Source organism: Chromobacterium haemolyticum, from assembly GCF_002081825.1.
Classification (GTDB): Bacteria; Pseudomonadota; Gammaproteobacteria; order Burkholderiales; family Chromobacteriaceae; genus Chromobacterium; species Chromobacterium fluminis.
This window is the reverse complement of record NZ_MUKU01000038.1, coordinates 15,103-30,003: the sequence shown is the minus strand read 5'-3', so window position 1 is coordinate 30,003 and position 14,901 is coordinate 15,103. Positions and strand designations below refer to the sequence as shown.

Here is a 14,901-nt window from a genome sequence, read left to right as displayed (position 1 = left end):
GTTATGGATGAAACCCGCGGTCAAACCACGTCCTCCGCCTGCAGCCATTCGGCAATCTGCTGGTCGAAAGCGGGTCTGCCATGCTGGCGGAATTGCTCGTGCAAAGCAGGTTTGCCGGCCGCCGCAACCTTCTCCGTTGCCGCGGCCGCCTGCCCGCCCGCGCCGGTTTTCAACTGCATATGCGTGACGCCGCGATGGCCGTTTTGGTCGCTGACCGTCACTTCCAAAGACAGGGATCGGCTCCAGCCTGCCGGCGGCGTGCCGCTGAAACGACCGGTCTGAGGATCGAACTTCAGCCAGGTCGGCAACGGCTGACCATTGCTCTGACGCACCTGAATGTTCAGCACCGCGTCCGGGTTGCGGGTAATCACGGTGCCGGGCGGCAGGCTGAAGTTGAAGCCCTGCCCGGCCACCAACGGCCGCACGCCCAGATCCGGCATCACTTGCAGCGGCGCGCCCGAGGTGCCGCCCAGATTGGAAACAAAGGGCAGGCCGGCGTTGCCTCGTCCAAACGGTTCGCTCGGCGTCGGCGCGAAACGGTCCTGGCCAAAGGAAAGCTGGACGGGATTGCTCGTCAGAGGCCCTACCGGACCTTGCGGCGTCTGCGCGGGGCCGTTGCTCACCCCGCTCACCGCGGCCAGCACGATATTGGGCGTAATGGGCGCGATGTTGATGACCGGCGCCGTGTTGGGCTGCGGCGGCGCTTCCGCCGGCGGCAACGGCGGCAGCACCACCGTGGTGGCGGAGCTTAGTTGATAGGCCGGAGCCACCGTCTGCTGCTGGGTCACGTTGCCGGCCAAATCAGCCGCCACGCCGGACTTGAGCGCCAGCGCCACTGAGCCCGCGCCGCCCACCCCGGTCAACTGCACCACGTAGTGGCTATCGCTGATGCGGACGATATTGCCGATGCTGGCGCGGGCGCCGCCGCTGGTGATCACGCTCAGATCGCTGGCGTTCAGGCCCACGATGGGTTTGTTCAGCACCAGGTCGTAACGCAGGCTGCTGGCGGAGCTGGAAACCGGGTCCAAGCGGGTGAAGGACTGCGGCGCCGGCGCGGCGGTGTCCACGGTAAACGTGAACGACGCCGACTGCGCGCTGATGTTGCCCGCCACGTCGGTGGCCGTGGCGCGCACGCTGTGGTTGCCGTCCGCCAACGCCTGACTCAGATTGAACAACCAGACGCCGCTGCCGTCGGCGGTGGCGGTGCCGACCTGCACGCCGTCGATAAACACAGCCACCTTGCTGCCGGCCTCGGCCAGGCCAGTCACGCTGGGACGGTTGACGTTGGTGATGCCGTCCCGGTTACTGGAGCCGGAGTCGGTGGCCTGAGTCAGGCCGGTATTCGCCGGGCCGTCCGGCGCAATGGTATCCACCGTGATGACGTAGGCCGTCGACTGCCCGCTGGCGTTGCCCGCCAGATCGGTGGCGGTGGTGCGGATGCTGTGATTGCCGTCCGCCAGAGAGCTGCCAAGGTTGTAGCTCCAAGCCCCGCTACCGTCCGCCGTCGCCGTGCCCACCGCCGTGCCGTCCACGTACACCGTCACCGTGCTATTAGCTTCCGCCGTGCCGGTAATCGTCGGCTGGTTGTTGCCGGTGACGCCGTCGCTGTGGCTGGACCCGGTATCGGTGGCGCTGCTCAAGCCAACCCCGCTAGGCGCGGCAGGCGCGGCGGTGTCCACGGTAATGCTGTAAGCCGTCGACTGGCCGCTGGCGTTGCCCGCCAGATCGGTGGCGGTGGTGCGGATGCTGTGATTGCCGTCCGCCAGAGAGCTGCCAAGGTTGTAGCTCCAAGCCCCGCTACCGTCCGCCGTCGCCGTGCCCACCGCCGTGCCGTCCACGTACACCGTCACCGTGCTATTGGCTTCCGCCGTGCCGGTAATCGTCGGCTGGTTGTTGCCGGTGATGCCATCGCTGTGGCTGGACCCGGTATCGGTGGCGCTGCTCAAGCCAACGCCGCTAGGCACGGCAGGCGCACTGGTGTCCACAGTGATGCTGCGCGAGGTGGACTGGCCGCTGGCATTGCCGGCCAGATCGGTCGCAGTGGCGCGGATGCTGTGATTGCCGTCGCTCAAGGGCGTGGAGATGCTATAGCTCCAGGCTCCGCTCCCATCCGCCGTCGCCGTGCCCACCGCCGTGCCGTCCACGTACACCGTCACCGTGCTATTGGCTTCCGCCGTGCCGGTGACCGTGGGATGATTGTTGCCGGTGATGCCGTCGCCATGGTTGCTGCCGGTATCCGTCGCCGTACTCAAAACCACGCCGGACGGCGTCGCGGGCGCGCTGCTGTCTATCACCACGTTGTAGGCGCTGGATTGGCCGCTGCTGACGCCGCCGCTGCTGACCACGGCGGTGATCGCGTGCGCGCCGGAACTCAGGCTGGAGACAAAGCTGTAACTCCAGGCCCCGCTGCCGTCAGCGACCGTGCTATCGATGGGCACCCCATCCACATAGATGATGACAAGGCTGTTGGCGATCCCGGTGCCGGTCACCGTGGGCGTAGTGTTGCTGGTGACGCCGTCGCTTTGGCTGCTGCCGGTGTCGGTGCCGCTGGTCAGGCCGGAGACGCTGGGCGGCATCAGTTGCAAGGCAATATTGCGAGTAGCTGCGGCGCTGTTCTTGGTCCCGTCGTTGACGGTGAAACTGACGGTGCGAACGCTGGTGTTGGGCGAACCGGCGGTGTCGTTGTAAGTGACCGCGCGCAAGGCCGCCTGCCATTGCGCCAGCGTGGCCGTCGCGCCGCTGGACGTCAGCGTCAGCACCCCGGTGCCGGCGTTGTAACTGGCCGTGATATTGCCGAAGGTGCTGCCGCTGGTGTTGCTGAAGGCCAGCACATCCTCGCCGCTGTGGAAGTTGCCGGTAATGGCCACCGTGGCGCTGGCCAAAGTGGTGTTGTCCAGATCGGACACGGTCAAACCGCCGTCCACCGGCGTGGCCGCGCCGCCCACCACATAGGCGCCGGCGCTGCCGGTAGTGGTGGCGATAGGCGTTTGATCCGTAGCCGCCACAGTGACGCTCCGGGTCACGGCGGCGCTGTCCTTGCTACCGTCGTTGACGCTGAAGCTGATGGTGCGGGTGGCGGTATTGGGCGTCACCGCAGTGTCGGTATAAGTGACCGCGCGCAGCGCGGCCTGCCATTGGGCCAAGGTGGCTGTAGCGCCGCTAGAGGTCAGCGTCAGCACTCCGGTACCGCTGTTGTAGCTGGCGCTGATGTTGCCCATGGTGCTGCCGTTGTTGACGAAGGCCAACACGTCCTGACCGCTCTGGAAGTTGCCGGTAATCGCCACCGTGGCGCTGGCCAAAGTGGTGTTGTCCAGATCGCTGACCGTAATACCCGTGTCCACCGCCACCGGCGTGGACGTCGTATTGTCCCCGGCGGTGAAGGCCGCACTGCCGCCGCTGGTGTTGGCGATCGGGGTTTGATCGGTTGCTGCCACCGTCACACTGCGGGTCACCGCCGTGCTGTTCTTGCTGCCGTCGTTGACCTGGAAGCTGACGGTGCGGGTGGCGGTGTTGGGCGTCACCGCCGTGTCGGTGTAGGTCACCGCCCGCAAAGCCGCCTGCCATTGCCCCAGCGTGGCCGTGGCGCCGCTGGACGTCAGCGTCAACACTCCGGTGCCGCTGTTGTAACTGGCGGTGATGTTGCCGAAGGTGATGGCGCTGGTATTGCTGAAGGCCAACACGTCCTGGCCGCTCTGGAAGTTGCCGGTAATCGACACCGTGGCGCTGGCCAAAGTGGTGTTGTCCAGATCGCTGACCGTAATGCCCGTATCCACCGCCACCGGCGTGGACGTCGTATTGTCCCCGGCGGTGAAGACCGCGCTACCGCCACTGGCGGTGGCGATCGGGGTCTGGTCGGTGGCGGTCACCGTCACCGCGCGGGTGACGACGCTGCTGCTGGCGCTGCCGTCATTGACCTGGAAGCTGACGGTGCGAGTCGCAGTGTTGGGGCTTACCGCGCTGTCGGTGTAGGTCACCGCCCGCAAAGCCGCCTGCCACTGCGCCAACGTGGCGCTGCCGCCGCTGGAAGTCAGCGTCAGCACCCCGGTGCCGGCGTTGTAGCTGGCGGTGACGTTGCCCATGGTGCTGCCGTCGTTGGTGAAGGCCAGAACGTCCTCGCCGCTCTGGAAGTTGCCGGTGATGGACACGGTGGCGCTGACCAGGGTGGGACTGGCGCTGTCGGTGACGGTGAGGCCGCCATCCACCGCCACTGGGGTGGAGGCGGTATTGTCGCCGGAAGTGAAGGCGGCGCTGCCGCCGCTGGGAGTCACCACCGGCACCACCGCCACATTGACGGTGGAAGCCAAGGCCAGCGTGGTGGTGTCCACCCCGCCGTTGCTGGTGCCGCCGTTGTCCTTGACGCTGGTCAGCGTCACCACGCGGTTGCCGGCGGTGGGGCTGCCGTTGCTGTCTCGATAGGTGATGCCGTTGACCACGCTGGCCGCGGTGCTGCCGGATATGCCGCTGCTGCTGATGGATACGGTAGCGGTGCCGCCGGAGAGGGAGACGGTGACACTCAGGCCGTTGCCGCTGGTGGTGACCGAGTTGCCATTGCTCAGCGCCACATTGCTGCCGTCTATGGACAGGATTTCGCTGCTGCCGTCATGCAAACCGGACACGGTCAGGGTCAGCAGGATGATGCTCTGGCTGGATTCAATTGCGCTAACGCTGGCGCCGCTGAACACCGCCACAGCAGAGCCGCCCATGGCGAAGGTGGGATTGCTGGCGGTGGCGCTGGTGGTGGGCGCGTCGTTGACCGCCGCCACCGCCACCGTCACATTGCTGGAGCCCGTGCCGCCGCGGCCGTCGTTGACGCTGACGTTGACTGTGCGGGTAGCGGTGTTGGGATCGTTGCTGGTGTTGTTGTAAGTCAGCGCCGCCACCAGCGTGGCCACCCGCGACGGGGTGGCGTTGCTGTTGAAGGTGACGATCAGATCATGACCGCCGACACCATCTCCGCTGGCGGCGATTACCCCTATGCTCACCCCGCCCACCGTCACCACGCTGCCCACGCTGGTGCCGCTGGACAAGGTCACCGTGCCGCTGGTGTCGATGCCCAGCACATCCAGGCCGCTTTGGCCGTTGGCGGAAATGTGCACGGTCAGATTGCCGCTGTTGAAGTTGGGGGTATCGCTATCCGTCACCGTGACCGCGGTGCCGGTATCCAGTTTCACCGCGCCGCCTTTCTCGGCGAAGGTGGGATTGTCGCCGTTGAGGTTGCCTATCACCGGCGCGGCGTCCGCCGCCACCGTCACCGTCTTGGTCACCGCGCTGCTGTTGATCGCGCCGTCGTTGATGGCGAAGCTGATGGTGCGGGAACTGGTGTTGGGCGACAGCGAGCTGTCGGAATAGGTCACCGCGCGCAAGGCGGCCTGCCACTGGGCCAGGGTGGCCGTGGCGCCGCTGGAGGTCAGCGTCAGCACCCCGGTGCCGCTGTTGTAGCTGGCTGTGATATTGCCCATGGTGCTGCCGTTGTTGGTGAAGGCCAGCACGTCCTCGCCGCTGTGGAAGTTGCTAGTGATCGACACCGTGGCGCTGGCTTGAGTGCTGCTGTCGGAATCGGACAACGTGATGCCGCTGTCCACCGTCACCGCAGTGCCGGTGCCGCTGCTATAGGCGCTTGAACCGCCGCTGGCGGTCAGCGCCGGCGCAAAACCGAAATTGATGGCGTTGATGGCGCCTATGCCTATCATGCCGGTCACATTGTGACCGTTGGCCGCCAACACCCGGAAGGAATCAATGCCCTGGAAAGCGCTGTTGCCGGAGACATTGAAAGTCACCAGCCCGCCGCTGCCTTGCAACACGTCGCCCACGTTCAGCGTCAACGTCGCGCCGCTGACCGCGGAACCGTTGATATAGCCAACCAGTTGCAGATTGCCGCCGGCGGTGCCGGAGTCGAAGCCATTCAGCACGACGCCGATGGAATTCAAGGTGAAGCGGCTGCTATCGTTGGACTTGACGCTGAAATAGGAGATGGGAATGGTGCCGTCGCTATAGCCGTCCACCGTTTCCGTGGTCACCGAGCCGGCTTTTTCGACAATAATCGTCTGGCCGCCGTTATTGGTGGAACCCAGTTGCAACGAGAAATCCCAGCCCTGGAGGTTACCAGCGTTCACCACGCTGCCGGATGGGTTATAGGTGTTGCCATCCGATGTGGTGAAATCGGTGGTGCCGGTTACCGGCCGCGCCAGCAAGGCGTCGTAGCTAAAATGCAAGGCATCCACGTCGATATGGCCGCTGTTGCGTTCCAGCGTCCAGTCGCCGCCCAGCCTTGCCGCGCCGGTGGCGTCGGTGGACGCGGCCACGTCGGCCTGGGTATAGCGGGACAAGGCGCTGACGAAGGCGGCCCCGCTGCTGCCGGCGGCGATGTCGCAACCGTAGAGCAGAATATCGCCGTCGGCGCGCAAGGCTTGGCCTATGGTTTTCAGGTCCGCCTGACGGCTATCCAGCTTGGCGGTGGTCAGCTCCACGCTGCCCAACATCAGATCCCCGCTCTGTCCATGGGAAATCACATGGATGGCGGCGTAGCCGTGATGGGTTTTCGCCCATTCCGCCATCTGGCTCAGGCCGTCCTGGCCGGCATTGAGCACCACTACTTCCATGCCGGCCGGCATTTGCGACAGCAGGCTCTGGTAATTGACGACATTGGACTCGACAAACACCACCTGTTTGGCCGGCGCGGCAGGCGCCAAGGCCGCGGCGAACTTCTCCGCCAGCCTCTCCACCGCGGCGGACCGCGGCGCGGCCGGCGTCTCCGCCGGAGCCGGTCGCTCCATGGGGTGCGGCGCGTCCGCATGCGCCGAGGCGGCGGCGGCCGTAGCGGCCGCCGCGCCGTCGAACATCAACCTGGGCTCCAAGGCCTGCAACAGCAGGCGGGAGCGTTTGAGAACCGGTGTCTTCTTATTACTGCCTTGCGATTGCCCCGCTGATTTCCACCACCCCATCACGCTCTCCCCGATCATTTCGGCTTAAAGCACCGGTCGAACCACGCCTATGACTGCATCCAAAAAGCTGCTCAGCGGATTAGAACCTGTATCAAAGCAAAAATAAATGACAATTAAATAAATTCAAATCAGAACAACTGCGACAACGTAACAAACCAGGCCGCCTGTAAGCTGACAAAAGCTGTCAGCCGCAAGGAAGAAGGCCCCTCTTTAAAAAATAGTTGTTCCTCACGCGAAGTAAGCTAAGTGCAAATACGTAGCGCGCACAATATTTATTCAACATATGAAATATGCCGTGGCTTGCCCTCGTCCGCGCCATCCCGTATCGTTCGTCCGCTGTCCGCCCATCCAAGGATTTCTCCATGCCCGCCACCCCGCTGTATTGCGCCGCCGACGCGCGCCAGGACGCCGCCCGCGCGCTGGCCGAACGCTTTGCCCTGCCTCTGCTGACGCAGAGGCCCGAGCAAGGCTATTGGCTGGAACTGGGCGAAGAACGGCTGGAACTATTGACCACCGGCAAGCACGGCGCGGTGTATGCGGAATTCGTCGAAGGCGCGGCCAAGCATCGCCGCGAGCAGGGCGGCGGCCGCGGCCAGCCGGTGGCCAAGGCCATCGGCCTGAAAGGCGCCAAGGAACTGCCCTATGTGGTGGACGCCACCGCCGGCCTGGGCCGCGACAGCTTCGTGCTGGCCGGATTGGGCTGCCGCGTCACCTTGGTGGAGCGCTCGCCGGTGGCCGCCGCGCTGCTGGCCGACGCGCTGGAACGCGCCGCCGGCCACCCGGACACCGCCGACATCACCGCGCGCATGCAACTGGTGCACGCCAGCTCCATCGCCTGGCTGGCCGCGTTGAGCGAGACCGAACGGCCGGATGTGGTCTTCGTCGACCCGATGTTTCCGGATACCGACAAGAAAAGCGCGGCCGCCAAAAAGGACATGCAAGCCTTTCAGCAGGTGATAGGCGACGACCAGGACAGCGCCGCGCTGCTGCAAGCCGCCATCGCCGCGGCCAAGTACCGCGTGGTGGTGAAACGGCCGCGGCTGGGCGCGGCCATCGAAGGCGTGAAGCCATCTGCGGTGCTGGACGGCAAATCCACCCGCTTTGATCTTTACGTGATCAAGGCCTTGCATCCCGTTCAGGGCTGACGCCATCGGGCGCTTGCGCCCGCTCGTTCATCCCATAGTCCCGCAACACCGTCGCCACCCGTAGCCGGTAATCGGCGAACAAAGCCTCCCGGCCCTGCCGCTGCGCCGCGCGGTGCGGCTCCAGCCGCCGCCAGAACGACAACGACAACATCTTTTCCGGTCGATTCAAGCTGGCGAAACGCTCGATGGACAAGAAACCGTCCGCTTCCGCCAACTCCCGCCCCAGACGCTCCGCCCAGCCCAGATACCCGTCCCGGCCGCCCTCGGCCAGTTCCACCTCGAAAATTACCGCAATCATTCCGCACTCCCTTCCTCGTCGTAGATGCGCACGCGCGCATTGGACAGCCGGCGAAAACGCGCCGCCGCCGTCAAGGTTTTCCAATCCGGCCGCATCGCCGCCAAGGCGGCCAAGCCGCCGCGGGCAATCTCCAACGCCAGCGCCTGGCCCGGACACGCATGCCGGCCCGCGCCAAACATCAAGCCTTCGCCCGGCCCTGCCGGGTCCAAAGCCGCAGCGGCCAGTACCACTAATAATGAAGCGCCGGCCGGCACCGTCTGCCCGCCGTGAGACCACTCCCCCACGGTAAAGCGACGGGTGTTGTGCAAGACCGGATCCTGCCAGGCCAGCCAGGCCCAATCCGCCGCCGCGCCCGCCGCCAGCGGACAGCCATGGGCCTGATACCAGACCGCGGCGGCGAACAGACCGGCGCCGGCGTCCAGGCTCTGGAACAGCAGGCCGATCACATTCGCCGTCAGCGCCGCCTCCTCCTCCGTCCACTCGCGTCGCAATACCGCCAATAGGCCGCCGGACCGCGGCAAAGCCTTGGCCACCCGAGCCTGCAAAGCCGCCAAAGCCTTCCCCCCGCTCGCCAGCGCCTCGGCGTCGGCATCCGCCGCCAAGGCCCGCGTCAAGGCCGCCACCTCCGCGACCAAACCCGGCGCGTCCTCCATAGGCAGCCCCAGCAAACCCGCCAGTGACAGCACCGGCAAACCCTGCGCCATCCGGTCCAGCAAGCCTCCATTCAATGGTTCGCGCGCCAGCCAGTCTCGCGCCAGACTTTCCGCCAAACCTCCGGCCTCCGCGCCCGCCACCGTCGCCAAGGCCCGGTTCAAGGCCGCCTTCAAGGCCGGATGGCGAGGCGCCTCGCTCATCCGCGCCCACAGACAGAAAGTCCGAGCCACGCCGCCGTCGCCCAGTAGCGGCGGCGCGGGCTGCTCCAGCGGCCGCACCCGGCATGTCGCTGAAGCCAGCGCCGCCTGTACCGCCGCGTGGCCGGCGGCCACCCACAACCCCAGGCCGGCATCAAAATACAATGGCTGTCGCTGCGCCAGATCCCGGTAATAGGGATAGGGATGGGCGTGGACCACCGCCGCCAGCGGGTCCGAGGGCCAGGCGCTCACGCCGCCGCTCCCAGATACCGCCGCCGCGTCAGCTCCACGCAGCGCGCGCGCGAGCTACCCGCTCGTTCATGCGGCGCAAACGGCGCCGCTACCTCGTCCAGCCAATCCACCGCCCACGCCAGGCGCTCACGTTCGGCCGGCGCCAACCCGGGCCGGCGTTGACGATCCGTCAACGCGTCGATCAGCGACACCAGCGCCTCCTTCTGCGCGACCTCCCCCGGCAAGCCGGCGCGGGTGCACACCCCGTAGCTTCCGGCCAGGAAATCCCGCCACACGGCCGCCAAGTCCGGCTCCGCCTCGGCAGGAGGCAGCTCCAACGCCGCCAGCCCCTCGCGCCACGCGCTCTCAAAGCCGGTACGCAAACGCTCCGGCTCGCCGCCCAAGGCCAGCGCCTGCCCCAACCAACACAGCATGCCTCGCGGATACCAGGCCGACTCCGCGCTCAAGGCCGCCGAGCCCATGCAGGACGCCGCCTCCCCGGCCAGCGTCAGCCGATACGACGGCCACGGCGCCGCGCCGGCCCGCTGCCAGCCGCGCAAAGTGTCCAGGCTCACGCCGCTGCGCGCCAACAGCTCCGGTTCCGCCAGAAAATGACGGCGCAAATAGTCCAGCAAATCCTCCACTCCCGCTCTCCTTGTTCCAACTTGACGATGGGTTTATCGTAGCCGGCGGCGTCCGCCAAAGTTTCAGCCAAGGATGAACCATGCTTGCAACCCCGCACGACCGCATACCCGACATCAGCCGCCTGGCCAGCCTGCTGGCCGATCCCGGCCGCGCGCTGATGCTGCTGCTGTTGCAAGACGGCCGCCTCTACCCGGCCAGCGACCTGGCCCAGGCCGCCGGCCTGTCGCCGCAAGCGGCCAGCAACCATCTGGCCAAGCTGCTGCACGGCCAGGCGGTGCGGGTGGAACAGCGCGGCCGCCACCGCTATTACGGGCTGGCCAGCCCCGCCATCGCCCATGCGCTGGAAGCCTTGTCCGCCGCCGCCGGCCACCACGCCGCGGTGCGCCCCAAGGGCAACGCCGACATCCGCCTGGCGCGCAGCTGCTACGACCACCTTGCTGGCCGGCTGGGCATCGTCGTCGCCGACTTCCTGCAACAGCAGCAACTGCTGCAACGGCGCGAGGAGCGCGAGTTCGCGGTGACGCCGGCCGGCTCGGACTGGCTGGCGGCGCGGCTGGACATTCAACTGGACGGCATCGCCCGTCCGCGCCGGCCGCTGGCGCGGGCCTGCCTGGACTGGAGCGAACGCCGCGACCACATCGCCGGCAGCCTGGGCGCGGCCCTGTGCCAGGCCTTTTTGCTGCGCGGCCTGACCGAGCGCCGCAACGACAGCCGCGCCTTGCGGATCACGCCGGCCGGTTACGCCTTCTTGAAGCAGGAATGCGGAGTGGGCAGCGAGCAGCTGCGGGGGGAGTGAGGGGGATATAAGGTGGGTATCGCCGGACGGCGATACCCACGCGGCGGAGGTCAGCGATTGCGCAGGCGGATGCGACGGAAACGCGCCTCCAGCTTGAGCCGTTGTCCCAGCGCCAGATAGAACTGATGTTGGCTATCGACATGGCGGTAGACCCTGACCCGGTCGGCACCCAACAGCATCATGATTTCCAGATAGTTGAAGAAACCCATCCACTGGCCGCGACCATCGCGGTCGTCAAAATCGATGTCGCGCGCCACACGGCTGAGCAGGCCCTTGCCGACGTATTCGCGGTTGTCCTTCATCCATTGCAGCAAATGCGCCGCACATTCGCGGCCGTAGGCGCTGTCGGCGGGGTAATCCTTACGGGGCGTGGGCATTTGCCAGTAATGCGCATAGGTGCGGCCGGGGCAGAAACGAACAAAGGGAAGCAAGGCTTCCTGCTGCTCCAGCGAGTGCAGTTTGTAGCGGCGGCGACGGGGGAAGTTTTGAGCGTGATGCATGGTGTTTCTCCTGCTGTGACACAAGATAAACCACCTGCCGGGGGAAGCTGAGGTGAGGCAGGCGCGTGGCAGGATTGGCGTACCGGGCTAGCATTAAACCGGCGAGTGCATGGCACTCTCCTCCCACACGCCTGCCGAATGGCGCTGCCATGGCAAAGCAGCCCACGCAGCATGCTGCGTAGGCCCAGGGTTAATGCTAGCGACGGGACGCCAATCCCGTGTGCCGCTTGTTTTGGCGACAACGGGGGGATTGTTGCCGAGGGGGCGGTTGGGGTCAAGGTGGGGTGGTTGCTTTGCTTGAGCGTGGCTTACTTGTTGAGTGATCTGGTTTTGAATCCGCTACGCGGATATTGATTTAGGTGCCGCTTTCCGCGCGGCGAACGGGGAGGGGGCGGGCCGCCGCCCCCTTCCATCCCCGCTCGTCCCCCAGGACGCGAAACCCGGAGCGCGCCCCGCGAGGACACTTGGACGCTACACAAGGTGGTCTTTTTTGAATAAGAGGGGTCGTTTAGCAAAGTGGGGCATTTCTGTGGGTAACTTGGCCCCATTGCTCTTGTCTGTGGATAAGCCTAGCTCCCTATAAAGAAAGCATGTATCCGACGCGCCCCAGGTCCCTTCAAGCCTGCCGACGGGTGGCAGGCCCGAGGTCTTAAGCGGCTGCTTGTTCGAGCAGCGCGACGTTAGCGCGGTGCGAGTTCAGCCGCGCCTCGGGCCTGACGGGAACCGGCGGGAAGCCGTAGGCCAGGCTTGCAGGGCGGCCTTTGGGGTGAAGGGGAATTTGGCCGCGCAAATTCCCCTTCCTGCCCGCCGGGCAGCCCCGGCAATCAAAAATATCATCCGCGCAGCGGATTCAACAAAACAACTCTCTCCAAGCACAAAGCTATCTAAAGACCGTAAGCCCCTCCACAAAACCAATCCCAAGCCATCGGCACACCCCCGCCTCCCCTGCTACACTAAACCCCCGCCATGACCCCGGCATTCCTGCCATGCACACCGCCCCCGCCCTCATCATCATCGACATGCAACAAGGCATGAGCCGCCCCGAAGCCGGCCCGCGCAACAACCCCCAGGCCGAAGCCAATATCGCCCAACTGCTGAACGCCTGGCGCCAGGCCGGCGCGCCGCTGGTTCACGTGCGCCACATTTCCCGCACCCCCGGCTCACCGTTCTGGCCCGGCCAGCCCGGCGTCGAATTCCAGCCGGCGCTGACCCCGCTGGCGAGCGAACACGTCATGGAAAAGAACGTGCCGGACGCCTTCGCACACAGCGGCCTGGAACGCTGGCTGCGCGTGCGCGGCATCGAACAACTGCTCATTGTCGGCGTCAGCACCAACAACTCGGTGGAAGCCACCGCCCGCAGCGCCGGCAACCTCGGCTTCCGCACCCTGGTGGCCGCGGACGCCTGCTTCGCCTTCGACAAAGTGGACTACGCCGGCACACCCCGCAGCGCAGATGAAGTGCACGCCATGGCGCTGGCCAATCTGGACGGCGAGTACGCTCGCGTCGTTGAATGCGCCGACATTCTGCGGCAACTGCAATAAACCCTGATCAGGAGCTCAACCATGCAATTCGGTTACACCATTCTCTACGTCTCCGACGTCGCCGCCTCGCTGGCCTTCTTTGAAAACGCCTTCGGCCTGAAGCGCCGCTTCCTGCACGAATCCGGCGATTACGGCGAGCTGGACACCGGCGCCACCACTCTGGCGTTCGCCGCCCACCCGCTGGGCCGGATGAATCTGCCGGAAGGCTATGTGGCGGCGGACGCCTCGCCGCTGCCGCTGGGCATGGAAATCGCGCTGGTCACCGACGACGTGGCCGCCGCGCACGCCCAGGCCTTGCGCCACGGCGGCGTTGAACTGCAAGCGCCGTCGCTCAAGCCCTGGGGCCAGACCGTGTCCCATCTGCGTTGTCCGGATGGCTTGCTGTTGGAGTTGTGCTCGCCCATTTCCTAAAGAACCTGTTCAAGGTCTGCCGCGCTTCGGCGATACGGCGTTGAAAACGTCTTCGGAATGCTCATGCACTTCTTGTAGATTCCGCTTCCTCAGCCGTTTTCGCCTTGCCTCGCTCTTGCTCGCGAGACTTTGAGCCGGCTCTAAAGCGCCAGCCCAGAACCAGCAACAACACAGCGCCGGCCACGGCGGCCAACGTCAGTTGCGGCCACGGGCCGAAGCCGCGCAGCGGAAACAACAGCAGGCCGGCGGCGGCCAGCGGTACGGACGCCGTCAGGCCCTGGCGGACCAGCCTTGGCAACAGGCCCTGACCCAAGCGGGCGGCGAGCAGGCCGCCGGTCAGCCATACTCCCGCCAAGGCGGCCAGCGCCAGGCCGGGCAAGCCCAGCCAGCGCGGCAGCGTCAGCAGCAGCGCCGCGCTCAACGCGCTGCCCGCCAGTTCCAGCAGCATCGGCCCGCGGGTATCGCCGCCGGCGTAGCAATAGCGCGCCAACAGCGCGTTCCAGGCGCCGAACACAATGCCCGGCGCGTACAGCGCCAGCAGCAGCGGCAGGCTGCTCGCCGCCAGCCCGGCCGGCAGCAACAAGGCCACCAGCGCCGGCGCGGCGCCGATCAAACCGGCCGCCGCCGGCAGGGTCAACAGAGTGCAGGCGGCCAGGCCGCTATCCAGCAACCGCAGCCGGTCCGCGCCCAGCGCTCCGCTCATCTTGCTCAACAGCACCTGGTTCAAACTCATCAGCGCGATCAGCGGCAGATTGATCAGCTTGCGCGCCAGGTTGAGCAGGGTAATCGTTCCCTCCCCCAACAACGAAGCGGCCACCCGCTCCAGCAAGCCCAGGCCCTGGCTGGCGGCGCCGCTGGCCAGCAAGGGCCACAACTGCCGCCAGGCCTGGCCGGCTTCGCCGCGGCCGGCGCGCAGCCAGGGCCGCCAACCCAGCCGCCAGTTGCCGGGCAGCAGCGCCGCCGCCATCAGCAGGCTGCCGACAAGAAAGCATTGCGCCAGCGTGGCCGCCTCCGCGGCCGGTCCGGCCCAATACAGGTATGACACCGCCGGCAGATTGAACAGCAGCGACCCCAACCCGGCCAGCAGGAAACGGCCCTGGGCTTGCAGCGGCGCCGCCAGCGCCGCCTGGAGCAACAGGCCAGGCGCCAGCCAGGCCAGCCAACGCAGCGCGGCGGCGGCCTGCGCCGCGTGAGCGGCGTCGACGCCGGGCGCCAGCGCCCGCGTCAGCCACGGCGCGGCCAGGCTCAACAACGCGGCCAGGCCCAAGCCAACGCCCAGCCAGTGGCGCAGTTGACCAGCCAGCCAGGCGCCGCGCCGCGCCGGCGTCTGCGCTTGCCACAAGGGCAGCAGCGCGGCGGACAGCAAACCGCCGGCCAGCAGAGTGCGCAAGGCTTCCGGCAGGAACATCGCCACCAGAAAGGCGTCGCTGCGCCCGCCGGCCCCCCAGGCGGCCACCAGCAGCCACTCGCGGGCGAAACCGGCCAACAGGCCGGCCAGCGTGGCCAGGGTCAATAAGGCGGCGGAACCGAACATGGGCTCAG

General features: G+C 66.6%; 10 protein-coding genes. 4 read left to right on the top strand and 6 right to left on the bottom strand.

From position 1 onward, the window contains the following. Positions 1–20 precede the first annotated feature (20 nt). Complete coding sequence (locus B0T39_RS20615) at positions 21–6,941, bottom strand: Ig-like domain-containing protein (protein ID WP_176219619.1); 6,921 nt, start codon at positions 6,939–6,941, stop codon at positions 21–23. Positions 6,942–7,303: 362 nt separating this feature from the next. On the opposite strand from B0T39_RS20615, the gene B0T39_RS20610 reads away from it, so the two are divergent. Continuing rightward, positions 7,304–8,086, top strand: coding sequence for a class I SAM-dependent methyltransferase (locus tag B0T39_RS20610; RefSeq protein ID WP_081549971.1), 783 nt, complete (start codon positions 7,304–7,306; stop codon positions 8,084–8,086). On the opposite strand, the gene B0T39_RS20605 is transcribed toward B0T39_RS20610, so the two are convergent. Genes B0T39_RS20605 through B0T39_RS20595 form a run of 3 tightly spaced genes read right to left on the bottom strand, consistent with a single transcriptional unit; the run spans position 8,058 to position 10,110 of the window. Next, a complete protein-coding gene (locus tag B0T39_RS20605; RefSeq protein WP_081549969.1) occupies positions 8,058–8,384 on the bottom strand; it encodes an antibiotic biosynthesis monooxygenase family protein in 327 nt (108 codons plus the stop codon). The genes B0T39_RS20610 and B0T39_RS20605 overlap by 29 nt on opposite strands. After that, on the bottom strand, positions 8,381–9,487 hold the full coding sequence (locus tag B0T39_RS20600; protein WP_081549967.1) for a hypothetical protein: 1,107 nt from the start codon (positions 9,485–9,487) through the stop codon (positions 8,381–8,383). The genes B0T39_RS20605 and B0T39_RS20600 overlap by 4 nt, the downstream gene beginning before the upstream one ends. Continuing rightward, positions 9,484–10,110 carry a DUF6058 family natural product biosynthesis protein gene (locus B0T39_RS20595; RefSeq protein ID WP_081549965.1) on the bottom strand — a complete coding sequence of 209 codons (627 nt, stop codon included), beginning with the start codon at positions 10,108–10,110 and terminating at the stop codon, positions 9,484–9,486. Before B0T39_RS20595 ends, B0T39_RS20600 begins: the two co-directional genes overlap by 4 nt. Positions 10,111–10,190: 80 nt before the next feature. On the opposite strand from B0T39_RS20595, the gene B0T39_RS20590 reads away from it, so the two are divergent. Then, complete coding sequence (locus B0T39_RS20590) at positions 10,191–10,907, top strand: ArsR/SmtB family transcription factor (protein WP_081549963.1); 717 nt, start codon at positions 10,191–10,193, stop codon at positions 10,905–10,907. Positions 10,908–10,957: 50 nt separating this feature from the next. Here B0T39_RS20590 and B0T39_RS20585 read toward each other — a convergent pair whose 3' ends face one another. After that, positions 10,958–11,407: a hypothetical protein gene (locus B0T39_RS20585; protein ID WP_081549961.1), complete on the bottom strand. Its 450-nt coding sequence runs from the start codon at positions 11,405–11,407 to the stop codon at positions 10,958–10,960. Positions 11,408–12,393: 986 nt separating this feature from the next. Here B0T39_RS20585 and B0T39_RS20580 point away from each other — a divergent pair. After that, entirely contained in the window at positions 12,394–12,948 is a 555-nt protein-coding gene (locus B0T39_RS20580; RefSeq protein ID WP_043642348.1) for a cysteine hydrolase family protein, read from the top strand. Between the two features lie 21 nt (positions 12,949–12,969). After that, positions 12,970–13,359, top strand: coding sequence for a VOC family protein (locus B0T39_RS20575; RefSeq protein ID WP_043642350.1), 390 nt, complete (start codon positions 12,970–12,972; stop codon positions 13,357–13,359). Positions 13,360–13,420: 61 nt separating this feature from the next. On the opposite strand, the gene B0T39_RS20570 is transcribed toward B0T39_RS20575, so the two are convergent. Further along, positions 13,421–14,893, bottom strand: a complete 1,473-nt coding sequence (locus tag B0T39_RS20570; RefSeq protein WP_081549959.1) for a lipid II flippase MurJ — start codon at positions 14,891–14,893, stop codon at positions 13,421–13,423. Between the last annotated feature and the right edge of the window lie 8 nt (positions 14,894–14,901).